This is a genomic window from Agrobacterium vitis (assembly GCF_013337045.2).
In the GTDB taxonomy this organism is placed as follows: domain Bacteria; phylum Pseudomonadota; class Alphaproteobacteria; order Rhizobiales; family Rhizobiaceae; genus Allorhizobium; species Allorhizobium vitis_B.
Window position 1 is genome coordinate 1,279,388 of record NZ_CP118259.1, and the last position, 16,971, is coordinate 1,296,358.

The 16,971-nt window shown below is 57.2% G+C and carries 15 protein-coding genes; 10 read left to right on the forward strand and 5 right to left on the reverse strand.

Annotated features, from left to right (window positions below; translation table 11 throughout):
* Positions 1-64: 64 nt before the first annotated feature.
* Positions 65-1,456, reverse strand: coding sequence for a class II fumarate hydratase (gene fumC / locus G6L01_RS06055; RefSeq protein ID WP_070164603.1), 1,392 nt, complete (start codon positions 1,454-1,456; stop codon positions 65-67).
* A gap of 396 nt (positions 1,457-1,852) precedes the next feature.
* On the opposite strand from fumC, the gene G6L01_RS06060 reads away from it, so the two are divergent.
* A complete protein-coding gene (locus G6L01_RS06060) occupies positions 1,853-3,697 on the forward strand; it encodes a L,D-transpeptidase family protein (RefSeq protein ID WP_070164604.1) in 1,845 nt (614 codons plus the stop codon).
* 63 nt (positions 3,698-3,760) lie between these two features.
* Here the strand turns inward: G6L01_RS06060 and G6L01_RS06065 are convergent, their stop codons facing one another.
* Positions 3,761-4,474 (reverse strand): HAD family hydrolase, encoded by a 714-nt coding sequence (locus G6L01_RS06065; RefSeq protein ID WP_070164605.1) that lies wholly within the window; start codon positions 4,472-4,474, stop codon positions 3,761-3,763.
* Positions 4,475-4,695: 221 nt separating this feature from the next.
* Between G6L01_RS06065 and rpiA the strand changes: the two genes are divergently transcribed.
* The 4 genes from rpiA to G6L01_RS06085 all read left to right on the forward strand — a co-directional run bounded on the left by rpiA (position 4,696) and on the right by G6L01_RS06085 (position 9,317).
* Entirely contained in the window at positions 4,696-5,394 is a 699-nt protein-coding gene (gene rpiA / locus G6L01_RS06070) for a ribose-5-phosphate isomerase RpiA (protein ID WP_070164606.1), read from the forward strand.
* A 139-nt stretch (positions 5,395-5,533) separates the two neighbouring features.
* A complete protein-coding gene (locus G6L01_RS06075; RefSeq protein WP_070164607.1) occupies positions 5,534-6,127 on the forward strand; it encodes a DUF2059 domain-containing protein in 594 nt (197 codons plus the stop codon).
* A 228-nt stretch (positions 6,128-6,355) separates the two neighbouring features.
* Entirely contained in the window at positions 6,356-7,744 is a 1,389-nt protein-coding gene (gor, locus tag G6L01_RS06080) for a glutathione-disulfide reductase (RefSeq protein WP_070164608.1), read from the forward strand.
* A gap of 196 nt (positions 7,745-7,940) precedes the next feature.
* Positions 7,941-9,317 (forward strand): class II 3-deoxy-7-phosphoheptulonate synthase, encoded by a 1,377-nt coding sequence (locus G6L01_RS06085; protein WP_070150888.1) that lies wholly within the window; start codon positions 7,941-7,943, stop codon positions 9,315-9,317.
* Between the two features lie 157 nt (positions 9,318-9,474).
* On the opposite strand, the gene G6L01_RS06090 is transcribed toward G6L01_RS06085, so the two are convergent.
* On the reverse strand, positions 9,475-9,981 hold the full coding sequence (locus G6L01_RS06090; protein ID WP_070164609.1) for a hemerythrin domain-containing protein: 507 nt from the start codon (positions 9,979-9,981) through the stop codon (positions 9,475-9,477).
* Positions 9,982-10,470: 489 nt separating this feature from the next.
* Positions 10,471-10,620: a hypothetical protein gene (locus G6L01_RS06095; protein ID WP_156547832.1), complete on the reverse strand. Its 150-nt coding sequence runs from the start codon at positions 10,618-10,620 to the stop codon at positions 10,471-10,473.
* Positions 10,621-10,708: 88 nt separating this feature from the next.
* Between G6L01_RS06095 and ccoN the strand changes: the two genes are divergently transcribed.
* From ccoN to ccoP, 4 genes are read left to right on the forward strand one after another with little or no spacing between them, the layout of a single operon-like run.
* The gene (gene ccoN / locus G6L01_RS06100; RefSeq protein ID WP_070165108.1) at positions 10,709-12,349 is read left to right on the forward strand and encodes a cytochrome-c oxidase, cbb3-type subunit I; all 1,641 of its coding nucleotides are present in this window, start codon (positions 10,709-10,711) and stop codon (positions 12,347-12,349) included.
* 10 nt (positions 12,350-12,359) lie between these two features.
* Complete coding sequence (ccoO, locus tag G6L01_RS06105; RefSeq protein WP_070164610.1) at positions 12,360-13,091, forward strand: cytochrome-c oxidase, cbb3-type subunit II; 732 nt, start codon at positions 12,360-12,362, stop codon at positions 13,089-13,091.
* Positions 13,092-13,101: 10 nt separating this feature from the next.
* Positions 13,102-13,263 carry a cbb3-type cytochrome c oxidase subunit 3 gene (locus tag G6L01_RS06110; RefSeq protein ID WP_070164611.1) on the forward strand — a complete coding sequence of 54 codons (162 nt, stop codon included), beginning with the start codon at positions 13,102-13,104 and terminating at the stop codon, positions 13,261-13,263.
* A 2-nt stretch (positions 13,264-13,265) separates the two neighbouring features.
* A complete protein-coding gene (gene ccoP, locus G6L01_RS06115; protein WP_070164612.1) occupies positions 13,266-14,129 on the forward strand; it encodes a cytochrome-c oxidase, cbb3-type subunit III in 864 nt (287 codons plus the stop codon).
* A 117-nt stretch (positions 14,130-14,246) separates the two neighbouring features.
* Here ccoP and G6L01_RS06120 read toward each other — a convergent pair whose 3' ends face one another.
* Entirely contained in the window at positions 14,247-14,600 is a 354-nt protein-coding gene (locus G6L01_RS06120) for a VOC family protein (RefSeq protein ID WP_070164613.1), read from the reverse strand.
* Positions 14,601-14,946: 346 nt separating this feature from the next.
* Here G6L01_RS06120 and G6L01_RS06125 point away from each other — a divergent pair, with 346 nt between their 5' ends.
* Positions 14,947-16,884, forward strand: coding sequence for a putative bifunctional diguanylate cyclase/phosphodiesterase (locus G6L01_RS06125; protein WP_139190285.1), 1,938 nt, complete (start codon positions 14,947-14,949; stop codon positions 16,882-16,884).
* The last annotated feature ends 87 nt before the right edge of the window (positions 16,885-16,971 follow it).

A 16,971-nucleotide genomic window follows, 5' to 3' on the forward strand; every position in this document is an offset into this window, starting at 1 on the left:
CCCTCAGATGTTGAAATCTGAGGGCACCGAGGATCTGATTAGATTCAAAGGCGGCGGTGACGGTTTACTTCGGCCCGATCATCAATTCCGGCCGGACATACTGATCGAATTCCTCATTGGTCAGATAGCCGCCGCCGACGGCTTCCTCACGCAATGTCGTGCCGTTCTTGTGAGCGGTTTTGGCGATCTTGGCGCAGGCGTCGTAGCCAAGCTTGCTGTTCAGCGCCGTCACCAGCATCAGCGAGTTTTCGACGCCCTTCCTGATATTGTCTTCGCGCGCTTCGATGCCGACGACGCAATTGTCGGTGAAGGAGACGGCGGCGTCGCCGAGCAGCTGCACCGATTGCAGGAAGTTATAGGCCATCATCGGATTATAGACATTCAGCTCGAAATGGCCCTGGCTGCCTGCAAAGGTCAGGGCGGCATTGTTGCCGAAGATATGGGCGCAGACCTGGGTCATGGCTTCCGACTGGGTCGGATTGACCTTGCCGGGCATGATAGAAGAGCCGGGTTCGTTTTCCGGCAGGGCCAGTTCGCCCAGACCGGCGCGCGGGCCGGAGCCGAGGAAGCGGATGTCATTGGCGATCTTGAAGCAGGCCGCCGCCGCCGCATTGATCGCTCCATGCGCAAATACCATGGCGTCATGGGCTGCCAGCGCCTCGAATTTGTTGGGTGCCGTGACGAAGGGCAAGCCGGTGATTGCGGCAATTTCTTCGGCGACCTTTTCGGCAAAGCCGATGGGGGCGTTCAGCCCGGTGCCGACGGCGGTGCCGCCTTGCGCCAGCTCATAAAGGCCGGGAAGCGTCAGCTCGATCCGCTTGATGGAGGAGGCGACCTGTGCGGCATAGCCGGAAAATTCTTGGCCAAGTGTCAGTGGCGTCGCGTCCTGGGTATGGGTGCGGCCGATCTTGATGATATGGTCAAAAGCCTTGGCCTTGGCATCCAGTGCCGCATGCAGATGCTTCAAGCCGGGAATCAGATGATGCACGACATATTCGGCCGAGGCGATGTGCATGGCGGTCGGATAGGTGTCGTTGGACGACTGGCTCATATTGACATGGTCGTTGGGGTGAACGGGCTTTTTCGAACCCATCACTCCGCCCAGCATTTCAATCGCCCTGTTGGAAATCACCTCATTGGCATTCATGTTCGATTGCGTGCCGGAGCCGGTCTGCCAGACTACCAGCGGGAAATGATCGTTGAGCTTGCCGTCGATCACCTCCTGTGCCGCCTTGATGATTGCTTCACCGAGCGTCGAGTCCAGCCCGCCGAGCGCCATATTGGCGCGGGCCGCCGCCTGCTTGACGATACCCAGCGCCCGCACTACCGGCAGGGGCTGCTTTTCCCAGCCGATCTTGAAATTGCCCAGGGAACGCTGCGCCTGCGCGCCCCAATATCGATCGCTGGCAACCTCGATAGGGCCAAATGTATCAGTTTCGGTACGGGTTGCAGTCATGATGTGTCTCCAACTGAAGGGTCTGAATACGCAATCGCTCCGTTGACCGGCTCGATGACGGTCGCCGTAAAACATGACGCTTTGATACATGTTTTCACGCCCGCGTCAAAGCATCCCGGTTACAGGCCAGGTCGGTTGTGCAATCGCGGTAATGTCATCAAAGTTTGGTGGAAGAAAGGATCTGCGGTTACTGAATTTTAACCAATTCCCGGCTTAACCTTGACGTCGTGTTAACCATGGCGGCGCGCTGATCGGTCACTTAAAGTTGACCCTCTGTTTTTCAAGCATTTTAGCATGGTTAACTTTCCAAAGCCGATGCAATCGGCTAGGGAACCGGCTAATATTCGGGGACCGACTTCGAATCCCGACCTTGACCTTTCTGAATGGGGAAAGCAGTTGCAGAAACCTTCACTGAACCGGGCGCTGATTGCAGTCCTCCTGACCACGTCCACGGTTGTGGCCGCCCTGCCGCAGACGGCGAGCGCCACGACCCTGATGGATCTGCTGCGCGGCAGGTCGGAGGAGCGCCGCCAGCCAGCGCCGGCGGAAATCATTCCCCAGGCCCAATTGCGCGATCCAGAGCCGATCCAGAAGGTCGCCGCACCTCGCTATTATGCCTATAAGGCCGAGAACAAGCGTGCGATCTCCATCAAGGCACCGGACATGCCGATCCCGGTTTTTGGTGAAGACCATGCCCTGGCCGTCGCCCATCTCGCCATGTCGCAGGTCAAGGTTGAAGCGACGCCCGACGTGGCGCAGGCTGTGGAAAACTATTATAACAACAAGGGCGCGCTGATCTGGGCCAGCGATACCGCCATAACCGACAAGGCGAAATCGGCGGTTGCCGCCCTGGCAACAGCCGACACTGCCGGGCTTGAGCCAGCCGATTATGCGGTGAAAGTGCCTGATGGTCTCGATACCATGCCCGAAGACGCCCGCCGCCAGGCGCTGATGGCCTTCGAACTCAACCTGTCGGCCAAGATCCTGACCTATGTTCAGGACACGGTGCGTGGCAGGCTCGATCCGAACCGCATTTCAGGCTATCACGATTTCAAGCGCAAGACCGTCAATCTCGATCCGGTGCTGGATCTGGTGCATTCAAGCCCGGATATCGCTGCCTATCTGCATGGCCGCGATCCAGCCAGCCCGCAATTCCAGGCGCTGAAGGCTGAGCTTGCCAAGTTGGTGGCAGAGGCCAATCAGCAGCAGAGCAAGCCCGTCAAGATCAATCTGACCGGCGTTTTGAAGCCCGGCGGCAGCAATCCTGAGCTTGCCAATATCGTCGAAGGCATCAAGACCTATGGCAGCGATGCGCTGAAGACTGAGCATGCGCTGACGCTGACCGACTACACGGGCACGCCGGATTACACACCGGAACTGGTGGCGCTGGTCGAGAGCTACCAGAAAGAACGCGGACTGAAGCCGGATGGCGTCATTGGCCAGGCAACGGTCCGCACCATGGTCGGACATTCCAATGCCGAGAAAATCGAAAAGCTCGTGGTTGCCATGGAGCAATTGCGCTGGTTGCCCGCCGATCTGGGGCCGCGCTATGTGTTCATCAACCAGCCGGCTTTCGAGGCCTATTATTTCAACGACCGCCAGCAGCAGATTGCCATGAAGGTTGTTGTCGGTGCGCCCCAGCACCAGACTTTCTTCTTCCAGAACATGATTCAAACGGTGGAATTCAACCCTTATTGGGGCGTTCCGCGGTCGATCATCGTCAACGAAATGCTGCCCAAGCTGCGCCAGGACCCGAGCTATCTCGACCGTCTCGGCTATGAAGTCAGCTACAAGGGCCGCAAGGTGGCTTCTTCGCAGGTCGACTGGTACACGACAAGCGATGTCGATGTTCGCCAGCCGCCAAGCAGCGACAATGCGCTGGGCGACCTGAAGATCCTGTTCCCCAATGCCCATGCCATCTACATGCATGACACACCGGCCAAGAGCTTCTTCAAGCGCGATATGCGCGCGCTCAGCCACGGCTGTGTGCGTCTGGCTGAGCCGCGCGTCATGGCCGCAGCCGTGATGGGTACGACAGTTGAAGACATCGATGCACAGATTGCCTCCGGCCAGAACCGCGCCGTGCAGGTGCCGCAGAAGTTCCCTGTTTATGTCGCCTATTTCACCGCCTGGCCGGATAAGGATGGGGTCGTCCGCTATTACGACGACGTCTATGGCCGCGATGAAGCGACCCGCAAGGCCTTCGATGTGACGTCGACCTCTCGCGGTGTGCAGAGTTGAGATTTAAGTAAGGCATAATAAGCAAAAGGCCCGGTTGATCCGGGCCTTTTGTGTTTTGGGATTTCAATTGGCCTTGTTGAGGAGCCTGTCTACCAGTTCCAAGGTCAATTCATTGAAATGTGTAATGATCACATCGGGATCAAGGTCGGCAACCGGTACGTCCGAATAGCCGAAAGGCACGGCAATGGAGGGGATACCGGCATTGCGCGCCACCAGAATGTCGTTGCGGCTGTCGCCGACCATGATAGCCCGGCGCGGGTCGCCGCCAGCCTTGGCGATGGTGCCGAGCAGATGGCCAGCATCTGGCTTGCGCACATCGAATGTATCGCCGCCGGTAATGGCCGTGAACCGCGCCGTCAGGTTTAAACCTTCGAGCAGTGGCCGGGCGAGGCCTTCCATCTTGTTGGTGCAGACCGCCAGCCGATGGCCTGCCGTGTCGAGCCGCTCCAGAGCGTCCAGCAGGCCGGGATAGGGCTGGCTTTTTCCGGGCATATGGTCTTTGTAATGCTCAATGAAGCGCTCAAGCAGGGGCTGGAACGCATCCTCGGAAATCGGCCTGCCGCGCAGGCTGAAAGCCCGCTCGATCATCACCCGCGCGCCGTGTCCGACCAGATGGTTGAGGTCATCGGCCTCCAGCGGCGCGAGATCGGCAGCAGCGATGGTATGGTTGAGGCTGGCTACGAGGTCCTCTGCTGTATCGATCAGAGTTCCATCCAGGTCGAAGACGACTGTGGCGGGGGCGGCGTTGAATGCTGGGGACACGGGCTGACTTTCCATGGATTGCACTTTAAAACCTTGGGTTTCGGCGGTCAGGGCTAAGGTTTTTCAAGGCGGAATGCAAGATTGGAAGGCGTCGAAAGGGGCTTTCGTTTGGCTTGCGACCCGTGTAAACAGCGAGAACTTTCTGCGGAATGCTTGGCAAACCAGCAAGGTTTGCTTCATTGACCGGCAGTTTCGAAAGGCCTTGGCCGAGTGTTGCAAGAGGAGTTGCGGGCAGCATGGACGTTCGTCAAATGAAGATCAAAGCCGCAGAACTGGCTTTGTCTTATGTCGAAAATGGGATGCGGCTCGGCATCGGCACCGGTTCGACCGCTGAGGAGTTCGTACGGTTGCTGGCTGAAAAAGTCGCCGACGGCTTCAAGGTTCAAGGCGTACCAACGTCGGAGCGCACCGCAAGGCTTTGCCTGGAACTGGGCGTGCCGCTGATGTCGCTCGATGAATTGCCGGAACTGGACCTGACCATCGATGGCGCCGATGAGCTTGATCGTCACCTGACCCTGATCAAGGGCGGCGGCGGAGCGCTGCTGCGCGAAAAGATCGTTGCCGCCGCCTCAGCGCGGGTGATCGTCATTGCCGACGAAACAAAGCTGGTGGAGACGCTGGGCGCTTATCCTTTGCCCATCGAGATCAATGGATTCGGCGGCATCGCAACCCGGATCTCCATCGAAAAGGCCGCCGCCAAACTGGGCCTGTCGGGGTCGATTGGCCTGCGCATGTCTGGCGACGATCTGTTTATGACGGATGGCGGGCATTATATTCTCGATGCTTCTTTTGGCCGCATTCCTGATGCAGTGGCCCTTTCTCAGGCATTGCATGCTATACCCGGGGTGGTGGAGCACGGTCTGTTCATCGGCATGGCATCGCTGGCCGTCGTGGCTGGCTCTGATGGTGCGCGGGTGATCGAGCCTGTGGCGTGATTGACGCGGCGTGATAGCCGGATGGTCATGGTCTGGCGCATGTTTACGCTGAGGCCATGGGTATCGATAATACCAATATGACAATTCAGCGCTGCCGTTGGAGGCGAGTGCTGGGGACACAAACAGGAGCATGAGTTTTATGAGCAAATATCAGGGTCTCGGTCGCCTTAATTTCGGGCACATGGTTGCCGGTGCGGTTATCGCAGCTTCGCTTCTGGCTGGTCCGGCTGCTCGCGCGCAGGATGTGACGGATGCGCAGATCGATACCGCCCGTCAGGCCATCACGGCGCTGGGCGTTACCAATGTATTTGACAATATTCTGCCGAATGTCGCCGCTCGGTTGAAGGCACAGCTCATCCAGGCTTATCCTAACCTTGAAGACCAGATCGACAAGACGGTTGACCAGCAGGCCATCGCGCTGGCTGCACGCCGTGGCGATCTCGAAAAGGAAGCGGCAACGGTTTATGCCAAGTCCTTTACTCAGGAAGAGTTGAAGCAGATTGCGGCCTTCTTCGCCAGCCCGGCTGGCAAGAAGCTGATCAAGGACCAGCCGGTCGCCAATCGTGAGCTCGGCAAGTCTGCCGATATCTGGGCTGCCGGTGTGGCGCGTGACCTGGAAAAGAACACCAATGATGCGCTGGTCAAGGTTGCCGGTGCACAGTTGAAGGCGCAGATGCCTGCTTCGGAACCGGCGCCTGCACCTGCGGCTCCAGCACCTGCCCCCAAGCCTTGATCTGATAACGCCGATTAAAGAAAAGCCCGGACCTAGGTTCCGGGCTTTATCGTCAGGCCCGTCGGGAATGATCCGGCGGCATTCCGTTGTCGTTGTTCCTATCCATTCCCATATAGGGGATGGATGATCTTATGATTTTTGGCCAGCATTCATCCTTTTTTGCCAGTCCGGCCGATCTACTGAAATTTTCGAGGGACGCTTTGGCCGTCCGTCTTGCGGGAGTTTTCCATGTCATCATTCGATTATGATCTGTTCGTCATCGGCGGCGGCTCCGGCGGTGTGCGCAGCGCCCGGCTTGCGGCATCCATGGGCAAGCGGGTGGCGATTGCCGAAGAATACCGGTTTGGCGGCACCTGCGTCATCAGGGGGTGCGTGCCTAAAAAGCTGTTCGTCTACGCATCGCAGTTTCACGAGCATTTCGAGGATGCGGCTGGATTTGGCTGGACAGTGGGCGAAAGCCGATTCGACTGGAAAAAGCTGATCGCCGCAAAGGATCAGGAAATCGAGCGTCTGGAAGGCCTGTACAGAAAGGGCCTCAACAGCGCCGGTGCGGAACTGATTGAAAGCCGGGCGGAACTGACCGGCCCCAATCGCGTCCGTCTGCTGGCGACCGGACGCGAAGTTACCGCAGAGCGGATCATCATTGCGGTCGGCGGTTCGGCCAATGCGCATACCTCCTTGCCGGGGCATGAACTGTGCATAACCTCCAATGAGGCTTTCCATCTGGAGGCGCTGCCCCGCTCGATCGTGATTGCTGGCGGTGGTTATATCGCTGTGGAATTCGCCAATATCTTCCACGGTCTCGGCGTCGATACGACGTTGATCTATCGTGGCAAGGAAATCCTGTCGCGCTTCGACCAGGATATCCGTCGTGGCCTGCACCAGGCCATGGAGGCCAAGGGCATTCGTATTCTCTGCACGGATGTGATGGAGGAAGTCGAGAAGATGGCCGCAGGTGGCCTTTCCGTCCGCACCCGCAACAACGGGGTGATTTCGGCTGAAACGGTCATGCTGGCTTTGGGCCGCGATCCCTATACCAAGGGCCTTGGTCTCGAGACGGCGGGCGTTGCTGTCAATGAGCGCGGCGCCATCATCGTCGATCAATATTCACGCACCAACGTGCCGGGCATTTTTGCATTGGGTGACGTGACAGACCGAGTGCAGCTGACACCGGTGGCGATCCATGAGGCCATGTGTTTCATTGAGACGGAATACAAAGACAATCCGACCTCGCCGGATCACGACCTGATTGCCACGGCGGTCTTTTCGCAGCCGGAAATCGGCACGGTCGGCATGACCGAGGAAGAGGCGGCCCGCACGTTCCCGGAGGTCGAGATCTACAAGGCCGAATTCCGGCCGATGAAGGCGACGCTATCGGGCCGCACCGAAAAAGTGATCATGAAGCTGGTCGTCAATGCGGCTGACCGAAAAGTGGTTGGCGCGCATATTCTTGGCCATGACGCTGGTGAAATGGCGCAATTGCTTGGAATTACCCTCAAGGCCGGCTGCACCAAGGACGATTTTGATCGCACCATGGCGGTGCATCCGACCGCGTCCGAAGAACTGGTCACCATGTATAACCCGAGCTATCGGATCAGGAACGGCGAGCGGGTTTAAAAACCACCGGTCCCCTTCAATATACAGGGAGGCAGGTTACTGCTTCCCTGTTGTCCAAAATCCTTCCAGAGTGGTTTTCACCTATGGAAGGCCAATTTGACAGCAAGGTATTGCTTTTCAAGCTTCCATTAAGCGTTTATAAGCCGCCAATCCGAGCGGCCCGCAGGCATGGCCGCGTTTTGTTTAGGTGAAGACGATGGCGCAGAATTGGACCCCGACAAGCTGGAGGCAGAAGCCGATCAAGCAGGCTCCGGCCTATCCGGACCAGGCCGCATTGGCCGCAGCAGAGAAAAAGCTGGCGACCTATCCGCCGTTGGTCTTTGCTGGTGAAGCGCGCCGGTTGAAAAAGGCACTTGCCAATGTGGCTGATGGCAATGGCTTCCTGCTTCAGGGCGGCGATTGTGCCGAAAGCTTTGCGGAACACGGCGCCGACACGATCCGCGACTTCTTCCGCGCTTTCCTGCAGATGGCCGTCGTACTGACGTTTGGCGCCCAGCTTCCGGTCGTCAAGGTCGGCCGCATCGCTGGCCAGTTCGCCAAGCCGCGCTCGTCGGATTTCGAGCGTCAGGGCGATGTCGAATTGCCGAGCTATCGCGGCGATATCATCAATGGCATCGATTTCACCGAAGAGTCCCGTGTTCCCGATCCGCATCGTCAGTTGATGGCCTATCGCCAGTCAGCCGCGACGCTGAACCTGCTGCGCGCTTTCGCCATGGGTGGCTATGCCAATCTCGAAAACGTTCATCAATGGATGCTGGGCTTCGTCAAGGACAGCCCGCAGGCCGAGCGTTACCGCAAGCTGGCCGACCGGATTTCCGAGACCATGGATTTCATGAAGGCGGTCGGCATCACGGCGGAAACCAATGCCAGCCTGCGCGAAACCGATTTCTTCACCAGCCATGAAGCTCTGCTTCTCGGCTATGAAGAGGCACTGACCCGCGTCGATTCGACATCTGGCGATCATTACGCCACATCAGGCCACATGATCTGGATCGGCGACCGTACCCGTCAGGCAGATCACGCCCATATCGAATATTGCCGCGGCATCAAGAACCCGCTGGGTCTCAAATGCGGCCCGTCGCTTCAGGCTGACGATCTTCTCAACCTGATCGACATTCTCAATCCGCAGAATGAAGCGGGTCGTCTGACGCTGATCTGCCGTTTTGGCCACGACAAGGTTGCCGATCATCTGCCGCGCCTGATCCGCGCGGTAGAACGGGAAGGGCGCAAGGTCGTATGGTCCTGCGATCCGATGCATGGCAATACCATCACGCTCAACCACTACAAGACCCGGCCTTTTGATCGTGTCCTGTCGGAAGTGGAAAGCTTCTTCCAGATCCACCGGGCCGAAGGCTCGCATCCTGGTGGTATCCATATCGAGATGACCGGCAACGATGTCACCGAATGCACCGGCGGCGCACGTGCCGTTTCTGCTGAGGATTTGCAGGATCGATACCATACCCATTGCGACCCGCGTCTCAATGCGGACCAGGCGTTGGAACTGGCCTTCCTTCTGGCCGAGCGCATGAAGGGCGGACGCGACGAGAAGCGGCTGAGATCCGTCGGGGCCTGATCGTTTCGGCTCACATCAAAAACCCGTCATAGCAAATGAACTGCCCCCGGAAGTTGGACATCAACCTTTCCGGGGGCAGTTCATGGGGGGACGGGTTTTTTATTGACCGAAGAGAGCGGCACAGTCACCGTTGTGATCAACGGCAAAAGCTTAGCCGTCAGGATAGCTGGGTTTCGCCGATCTGGCAGAGAATGTGTTCTCTCTCGAAGGCGATATGGCGTCGCAGCCCTTCAAAGAAGCCACGCAGCATATAGCCCACGGCCTCCATGTTGACTTCGCCACCGCTGCCGAGTTTGAGCAGGGCATCTGTCAGTTCCTCGGCAAAACACTCATCTTCGCAATGCTCGAAGCGCAACCGGTTCAGCGTCTCATGCATGCCGACGCTGCTGCGTGTCGATGTTTCGAGCCAGGGAAACAGGATGCTTTCCTCATAGTGATGGACGCCCTTGATGAGCGGGGTTAGCGCCTTGGCCGCGTAGATGCATTTCTGCCGGTTGATAGTGTTCGGCAGAGAATCGGCGATCTCTTCCAGTTCGGCGCACAGCGCCATTTGCTCCCCATGGGCATGATTCAGCCATTCCAGACTGGTCTCACATGGCGGCAAAGCAAGGGGCCGAGCGTCTCTGGCCTTCGGAAAACCCGTCTTGTCCAAATTGCTCTGCATTCCGCATCTCCTTCTATTGCCGGCCCGGCACATGCGTAGGGCGTTATTGACAAGCGCGAAGGCGTGAGCCACATCTTCGCCCTGCATGAATGCCGAATATCTCAAATGCATCAAAGGCTTGAGATGTCCGGAAATGAAATGCCAGGGCCATTTCCAAAGAGCCATGGTTGTCGTTCACAGCGCCGGGCTCTGAACATGGCAATGCGGCATCGTGCAAGGGCAAGAAAAATCCCGCCTTGAAGACCGTTTCCCGATCAGGATGCGTAACACGCACTGAAAGGGTCACTTAGGAAACGCCAGAGACCCTTTCAGACCCTCCGGTGTTTCGCCGCAACTGCCGGTTCGCAATGTCTCCGCATCGGATGTCCGATGCCTGCGACACAATGCCATTGCCGTCCTTCATATATCGCCATCTTTGCATGGACTGCCTTGATTTGAATCAAGGTTGCAGAGGCTGCGGAATGTCAAACAGAGACTCGACGCAGAAGTCTATCCATCCGGCAGGCGGCATGGCGCGGCGAGCAATACTGCTTTTCCTCGAAATGCAAAACGCTCTATCTCGCTGTTTTTACGTACTTTTGCTGGAAATACTCTGGCGCTGTCAGAAAAACGTCCCGGCAACGGAATGGCTTTTTTCATGGAGCGACTGCGCAAACCACAAATCAGGGCGGAACCCTTCCCTTAGGGAAGGGCCGTGCCGACACAAAGCCGTTGGGGGATGCCAACAATGAATTATACTTTCGAAACCATGGTTTTGGCCATTCTGGCCTTTGCCGCGCTGCTCGGGGCGGGTTTCGCCTATGACAGCCTGTTTGCTGCCCATATGTGGGTGGCCTTTTTCGTGCTCCTGGGTGGCACGGTCGTCATGCTGCGCCATATCCGGTTTGCACCGGCAGCAGCTGGCCTCTCCAGCCGGGCTGCGGCGCAACCCAAGTCTGAATATTTTGACGAAGTCATTCGCTATGGCGTCATCGCCACGGTGTTCTGGGGTGTGATCGGCTTTCTTGTCGGGCTGGTCATCGCGCTGCAACTCGCCTTTCCCGATCTGAATTTCGGCCCCTGGCTGAATTTCGGGCGGCTGCGGCCATTGCACACGTCTGCGGTGATTTTCGCCTTTGGCGGCAATGCACTGATCATTACATCGTTTTATGTGGTGCAGCGCACGTGTCGCAGCCGGTTGTTTGGCGGCACGCTCGGCTGGTTTGTGTTCTGGGGCTATAATTTCTTCATCGTCATGGCTGCCACCGGTTACCTGCTCGGGATCACCCAGGGCCGTGAATATGCGGAACCGGAATGGTATGTCGATATCTGGCTGACGATCGTCTGGGTCGCCTATCTCGTCGCCTTCCTGGGCACGATCCTGACCCGCAAGGAGCCGCATATCTATGTGGCCAACTGGTTCTACCTGGCCTTCATTGTCACCATTGCCATGCTGCATATCGTCAACAACCTGGCGATCCCGGTCTCCTTCCTCGGCGTCAAGAGCTACTCGGCTTTTTCAGGGGTACAGGATGCGCTGACGCAATGGTGGTACGGGCATAATGCCGTCGGCTTCTTCCTGACGGCGGGCTTTCTGGGCATGATGTACTATTTCGTGCCCAAGCAGGCCGGTCGCCCGGTCTATTCCTACCGGCTGTCGATCATCCACTTCTGGGCGCTGATCTTCATGTATATCTGGGCCGGTCCGCATCACCTGCATTATACCGCGTTGCCCGATTGGGCGCAGACGCTGGGCATGGTGTTCTCGATCATGCTGTGGATGCCATCCTGGGGCGGGATGATCAACGGATTGATGACGCTTTCGGGTGCCTGGGACAAGATCCGTACCGATCCGATCATCCGGATGATGGTCATGGCCATCGCCTTCTACGGCATGTCGACCTTCGAAGGCCCGATGATGTCGATCAAGACGGTCAATTCGCTTAGCCACTATACCGAATGGACCATCGGTCACGTTCACTCTGGCGCTCTCGGCTGGGTCGGCATGATCACCTTCGGCGCGATCTACTACCTGACGCCTAAGCTCTGGCACCGTGATCGCCTCTATTCGATGCGGATGGTCAATTGGCACTTCTGGCTCGCCACGCTCGGCATCGTCGTCTATGCCGCCGTGCTCTGGGTGGCCGGTATCCAGCAGGGTCTGATGTGGCGCGAATACGATGCGCAGGGCTTCCTGGTCTATTCCTTCGCGGAAACCGTCAAGGCCATGTTCCCCTACTATGTCATGCGCGCCGTCGGCGGCGGGCTCTATCTCGCCGGCAGCCTGGTCATGGCCTGGAACATCACCATGACCATTCTCGGCCACCAGCGCAACGAGGCGCCTCTTGCAGGTTCGGCCATGGCGCCTGTCCTGCAACCGGCGGAGTAAGGAGGGCACCATGTCCATTCTCGATAAACACAAGATCATCGAAAAAAATGCCAGCCTCCTGCTTTTGGGTTCGCTGCTGGTGGTTGCGGTGGGCGGTATCGTCGAAATCGCGCCGCTGTTCTACCTGCAAAACACCATCGAAAAGGTGGAGGGCATGCGGCCCTACTCGCCGCTCGAGCTGGCCGGTCGCGACATCTACATCCGCGAAGGCTGTTACCTCTGCCACAGCCAGATGATCCGTCCGTTCCGTGACGAAGTGGAACGCTACGGTCATTACTCCCTGGCGGCGGAATCGATGTACGACCATCCGTTCCAATGGGGTTCCAAGCGCACCGGGCCGGATCTGGCCCGGGTCGGGGATCGCTACTCGAATGACTGGCATGTCCAGCACTTGAGCGATCCACGCTCGGTCGTGCCGGAATCGATCATGCCGAAATATGCGTTCCTGAAAGAGACGCCGCTGAAGATCACCAATGTCTCCATGGATCTGAAGGTCAATAGCGAAGTCGGCGTGCCCTATACCCAGGACATGATCGACAATGCCAAGGCCGATCTGGCCGCCCAGGCGGACCCGAATGCCGATACCACGGCATTGCTGGCCCGCTATCCCAAGGCGAAAGTCGGCGATTTCGACGGCAACCCGGCGGTCCTGTCCGAAATGGACGCGCTGATCGCTTATCTGCAAATGATCGGCACTTTGGTGGACTTCACCAAATATGACGACGCAACCGGTTACCGTTGAGGAGGGCGTCATGGAAGGAACCGAAATCTATACGGCCATGCGCCATTTCGCCGACAGCTGGGGCATGCTCGCCATGCTGCTGTTCTTTGCGGGCGCCATTCTCTTCGTCTTTCGTCCGGGCGCCAAAGAGCGGGCGAAAGATGCTGCCTCTATCCCCTTGCGGGAGGACTGATCATGTCTGACAAACACATTGACGAAATCAGTGGTGTCGAAACCACTGGCCATGAATGGGACGGCATCCGCGAGCTGAATAATCCGATGCCGCGCTGGTGGGTCTATACCTTCTACGCCACCATCGTCTGGGCGATTGGCTATACGGTGGTCTATCCGGCCTGGCCGATGCTCTCCACCAATACCAAGGGTCTGTTCGGCTATACCAACCGTGCAGCTGTCACCGCCGAGCTTGCAGAGGCCAAGGCGGCGCAATCGGTGTTCACCGACAAGATCGCGGCCCTGCCGATCAAGGATATCCTGGCCGACAAGGATCTGACCGAATTCGCCACCGCTGGCGGTGCTGCGGCCTTCAAGGTCAATTGCACCCCCTGTCATGGGTCTGGTGCGGCTGGCGGCCCCGGCTATCCAAACCTGAACGATGATGACTGGCTGTGGGGCGGCAGTGTCGATGCCATCTACACCACTCTGCAACACGGTATTCGCTACACGAGCGATCCGGAAACCCGGACGTCGGAAATGCCGGCCTTCGCCGATATCCTGAAGCCCGAGGAAATTCGCCAGGTTTCTGCTTATGTCGTCAGTCTGACGGGCAAGCCATCCAACGACGCATTGGTTGCGCCCGGAAAGCAAGTGTTCATGGACAATTGTGTTGCCTGCCACGGTGAAAAGGCCGAGGGCAATCGCGATCTCGGTGCGCCCAATCTCGGTGATGCCATTTGGCTGAAGGTCAAAGGCGAGCAGGAGATCATCCAGCAGGTGGCTCATCCCAAGCATGGCATGATGCCGGGATGGTCAGCGCGTCTAGGCGATACGACGGTCAAGGAACTGACTGTCTATGTCCACTCACTCGGCGGCGGAGAGTGATAAAAAGCCGCCGGGGCTCAATAGTTCCGGCGGCTCTCCTTTGGTCTTGCATGAAGACTGGTTTGGCGATGGCAGGCTAGGTACAGCATCATCCCAATTGCAGCTTTGTGCCCGATATTAGAGACTGTCCGACCAGACAGCCAGTTCATAGCCATCCAGGTCTCGGAAGTGAAATCGCCGACCGCCTGGAAAGGAAAAGATCGGGCGGGCGATCGTGCCGCCGGCGCTTTCCACGCTGCTCAATGCCTTTTCCAGATCATCGGCAAACAGGATGACGAGCGGCCCGCCGGTCGCTGAGACCGGGGCGGTCGTGGTAAATCCACCTTTCAGTCGACCATCGTTGAATTCGGCATAATCCGGTCCGTAATCGGTAAAGGACCAACGAAAGGCCGTGGCGTAAAATTGTTTTGAAGCCGAAATGTCGCGCACGTTGAATTCGATATAATCAATTTGATCGTTCCGTTGCGTCATGCTCGACCATCTCCCCTTGGATTGTATTTGCCTGCTGCAGAATCCCTTAAACGGATTGCGGACTAAGGTGAAAATTATGCGGTAGTATAAAAGCGCTAAAGTGTATATCAATGCGCCCACAGGATGTATTGAGTGTCTTTTGCTCGCAATGATGCGTAATCATAAGGCGTTGCACAATTTTTAACTGCATTATTCATAATTTCTTACCAAAAAAGAGCAATCTTAGCGCCAGGCTCGTAAAAACACAATTATTGCGCCTCGTTTTAAGAATGAGATTGTCTTGTTTTCAGAAACCGCGGATCAAAAAGCATCTTTATTGTCGTCTGCCCACAAGGCGCGGGCGTCGATGGCATTGCGTGGCAGTGGAACGGCTGCAGTTTACAATGTGATGGCGGGGCTATCCGCGTCCATGTTGCTTCTGGCCGAGGGGAATGACGTAAGCGTCGTTACCGGCTGGATGATAGCGTTGGCTATTGCCACGGTATTCCGGTTCCTGTTGTCGCGCCATCTGCAGCATCGTCAATATGCCTCTGCCAATCCGGATGACGTACTTCGGCTAATGTGCATCACGGCATGTTTGCAAGGGATCGTCTGGGCTCTTCTGCCGACAGCGGTGGTCAATATGGACTTGCTGGGCCGCAATGCGCCTATCCTGGTGGTTATCGGCGGTCTGGTGGCGACAGCCATGTTCCGCCAGGCCGGCACCAGTCAGGTCGCCTTCAGCTACTGCATTCCGATGATTTTAGCGATATCGTGGAATTTTGCAATTCATGGTGGCATAATTGCGACCATCTCCACGTTTAATTTTATCGTATTGGCCATATTCATGTCGCATCTGCTGTTAAGGGCGGACAGGACATTTATAGAAAGCGAAATGGCGAAGTTGCGCAGCCAGGCTGCAACACAGTCGCTAATCATCGCTAACAAGGATATTCAGCATAAGAATTTGCGGTTGGAGGTTCTGGCTAACGGCGATCCCGTGACGGGGCTGTTCAACAGAATCTACTTCAATGGACGGCTCGCGGGGGAAATTGCTGCTGCCAAAGTCGGAAACCGGGACATTGGCCTGTTATTGGTCAATGTCGATCGGTTCAAACTGCTCAACGATGCTTTTGGTCATCGCGGTGGAGACCAGTTTCTGGCAATCCTGGGGCAGAGGTTGAAAAATGCCGCGGGCGGTGATGCCGTGACAGCCCGGATCAGCGGCGACGAGTTTGCGATCCTGTTGCGGAAAGGCGATGTGCGCCAGGATTGCCGTGCGCTTGCCGAGACCGTTATCGCCTCGTCCATGGTTCCGATTGCCGTCCATGGCACCCAGGTCAGTCCTGGTCTGAGCGCTGGAATTGCGTTTTTCCCCGACCATGCGGAGGATGGCGACGGTCTGTTTACCTGCGCCAGCATGGCGCTGTCGGATGCCAAGCAGGATGGTCGCAGGCAATTGCGGGAATTCGATCATCAGATCAAACAGCGCATTGATCGCCAACGGCGTATTGAGCAGGATCTGCCAACGGCCCTTCGTGATCGTTCGCTCGAGACCTGGTTTCAGCCGCAGGTCGATCTTGTCACGGGCAGGGTCGTTGGCTTCGAGGCGCTGGTCCGCTGGTTCCATCCGGAGTTCGGAGGGATCGCTCCGCCTGAAATCGTCAACGCCGCCCAGTCCATGCAGATGTGTGAGGCGCTGACTGGGTTCGTGACAGAAAATATCTGCCAGCTGCTCAACAGGCTGAAAGAGCTTGGTATGCCGGAGATCGCTGTCGCCTTGAACGTTTCGCCGCGCGAATTTGCGCTCTATGACGTATCTGTCATGCTCGACCGTATTACCACTGCCTATGGCGTCAGTCGCAATCTTCTGGAAGTGGAGATTACCGAGGAAACCATTCTGGATCCGGCGGTTGCCGGTGAACAACTGACCCGGCTTGAAAACAGCGGGTATAAGCTGACGGTGGATGATTTCGGTATGGGATACTCGTCCTTGGCCTATTTGATCAGCCTGAAGATCACCCGGCTGAAGATTGATCGTAGTTTCGTCACTGGTATGAGCGATTCCCCAAAGAACAAGGCACTGGTTGTTGCCCTGGTCGGTCTCGGCCGCGCTCTGGGCGTCGATATCGTGGCGGAGGGCGTGGAAACGGTAGCGGATGCCAGGACCTTGACCGAAATCGGCTGCACAATAGGCCAGGGCTATTATTTCTCCCGGCCCATGCCTGCCGATATGCTGCCCAAATGGCTCGACCTTAAAAAAAAGCAAATGGGTGAGAAAAAATCACGACGCGCCGTGGCCTGATGAAAGGCGTCCACAGGAAATACCCCCCTGGTTTTCCCGAGAATGCAAACGGATAAAAACTTTAGTGAAATTGTTGCTTTTTTGTTC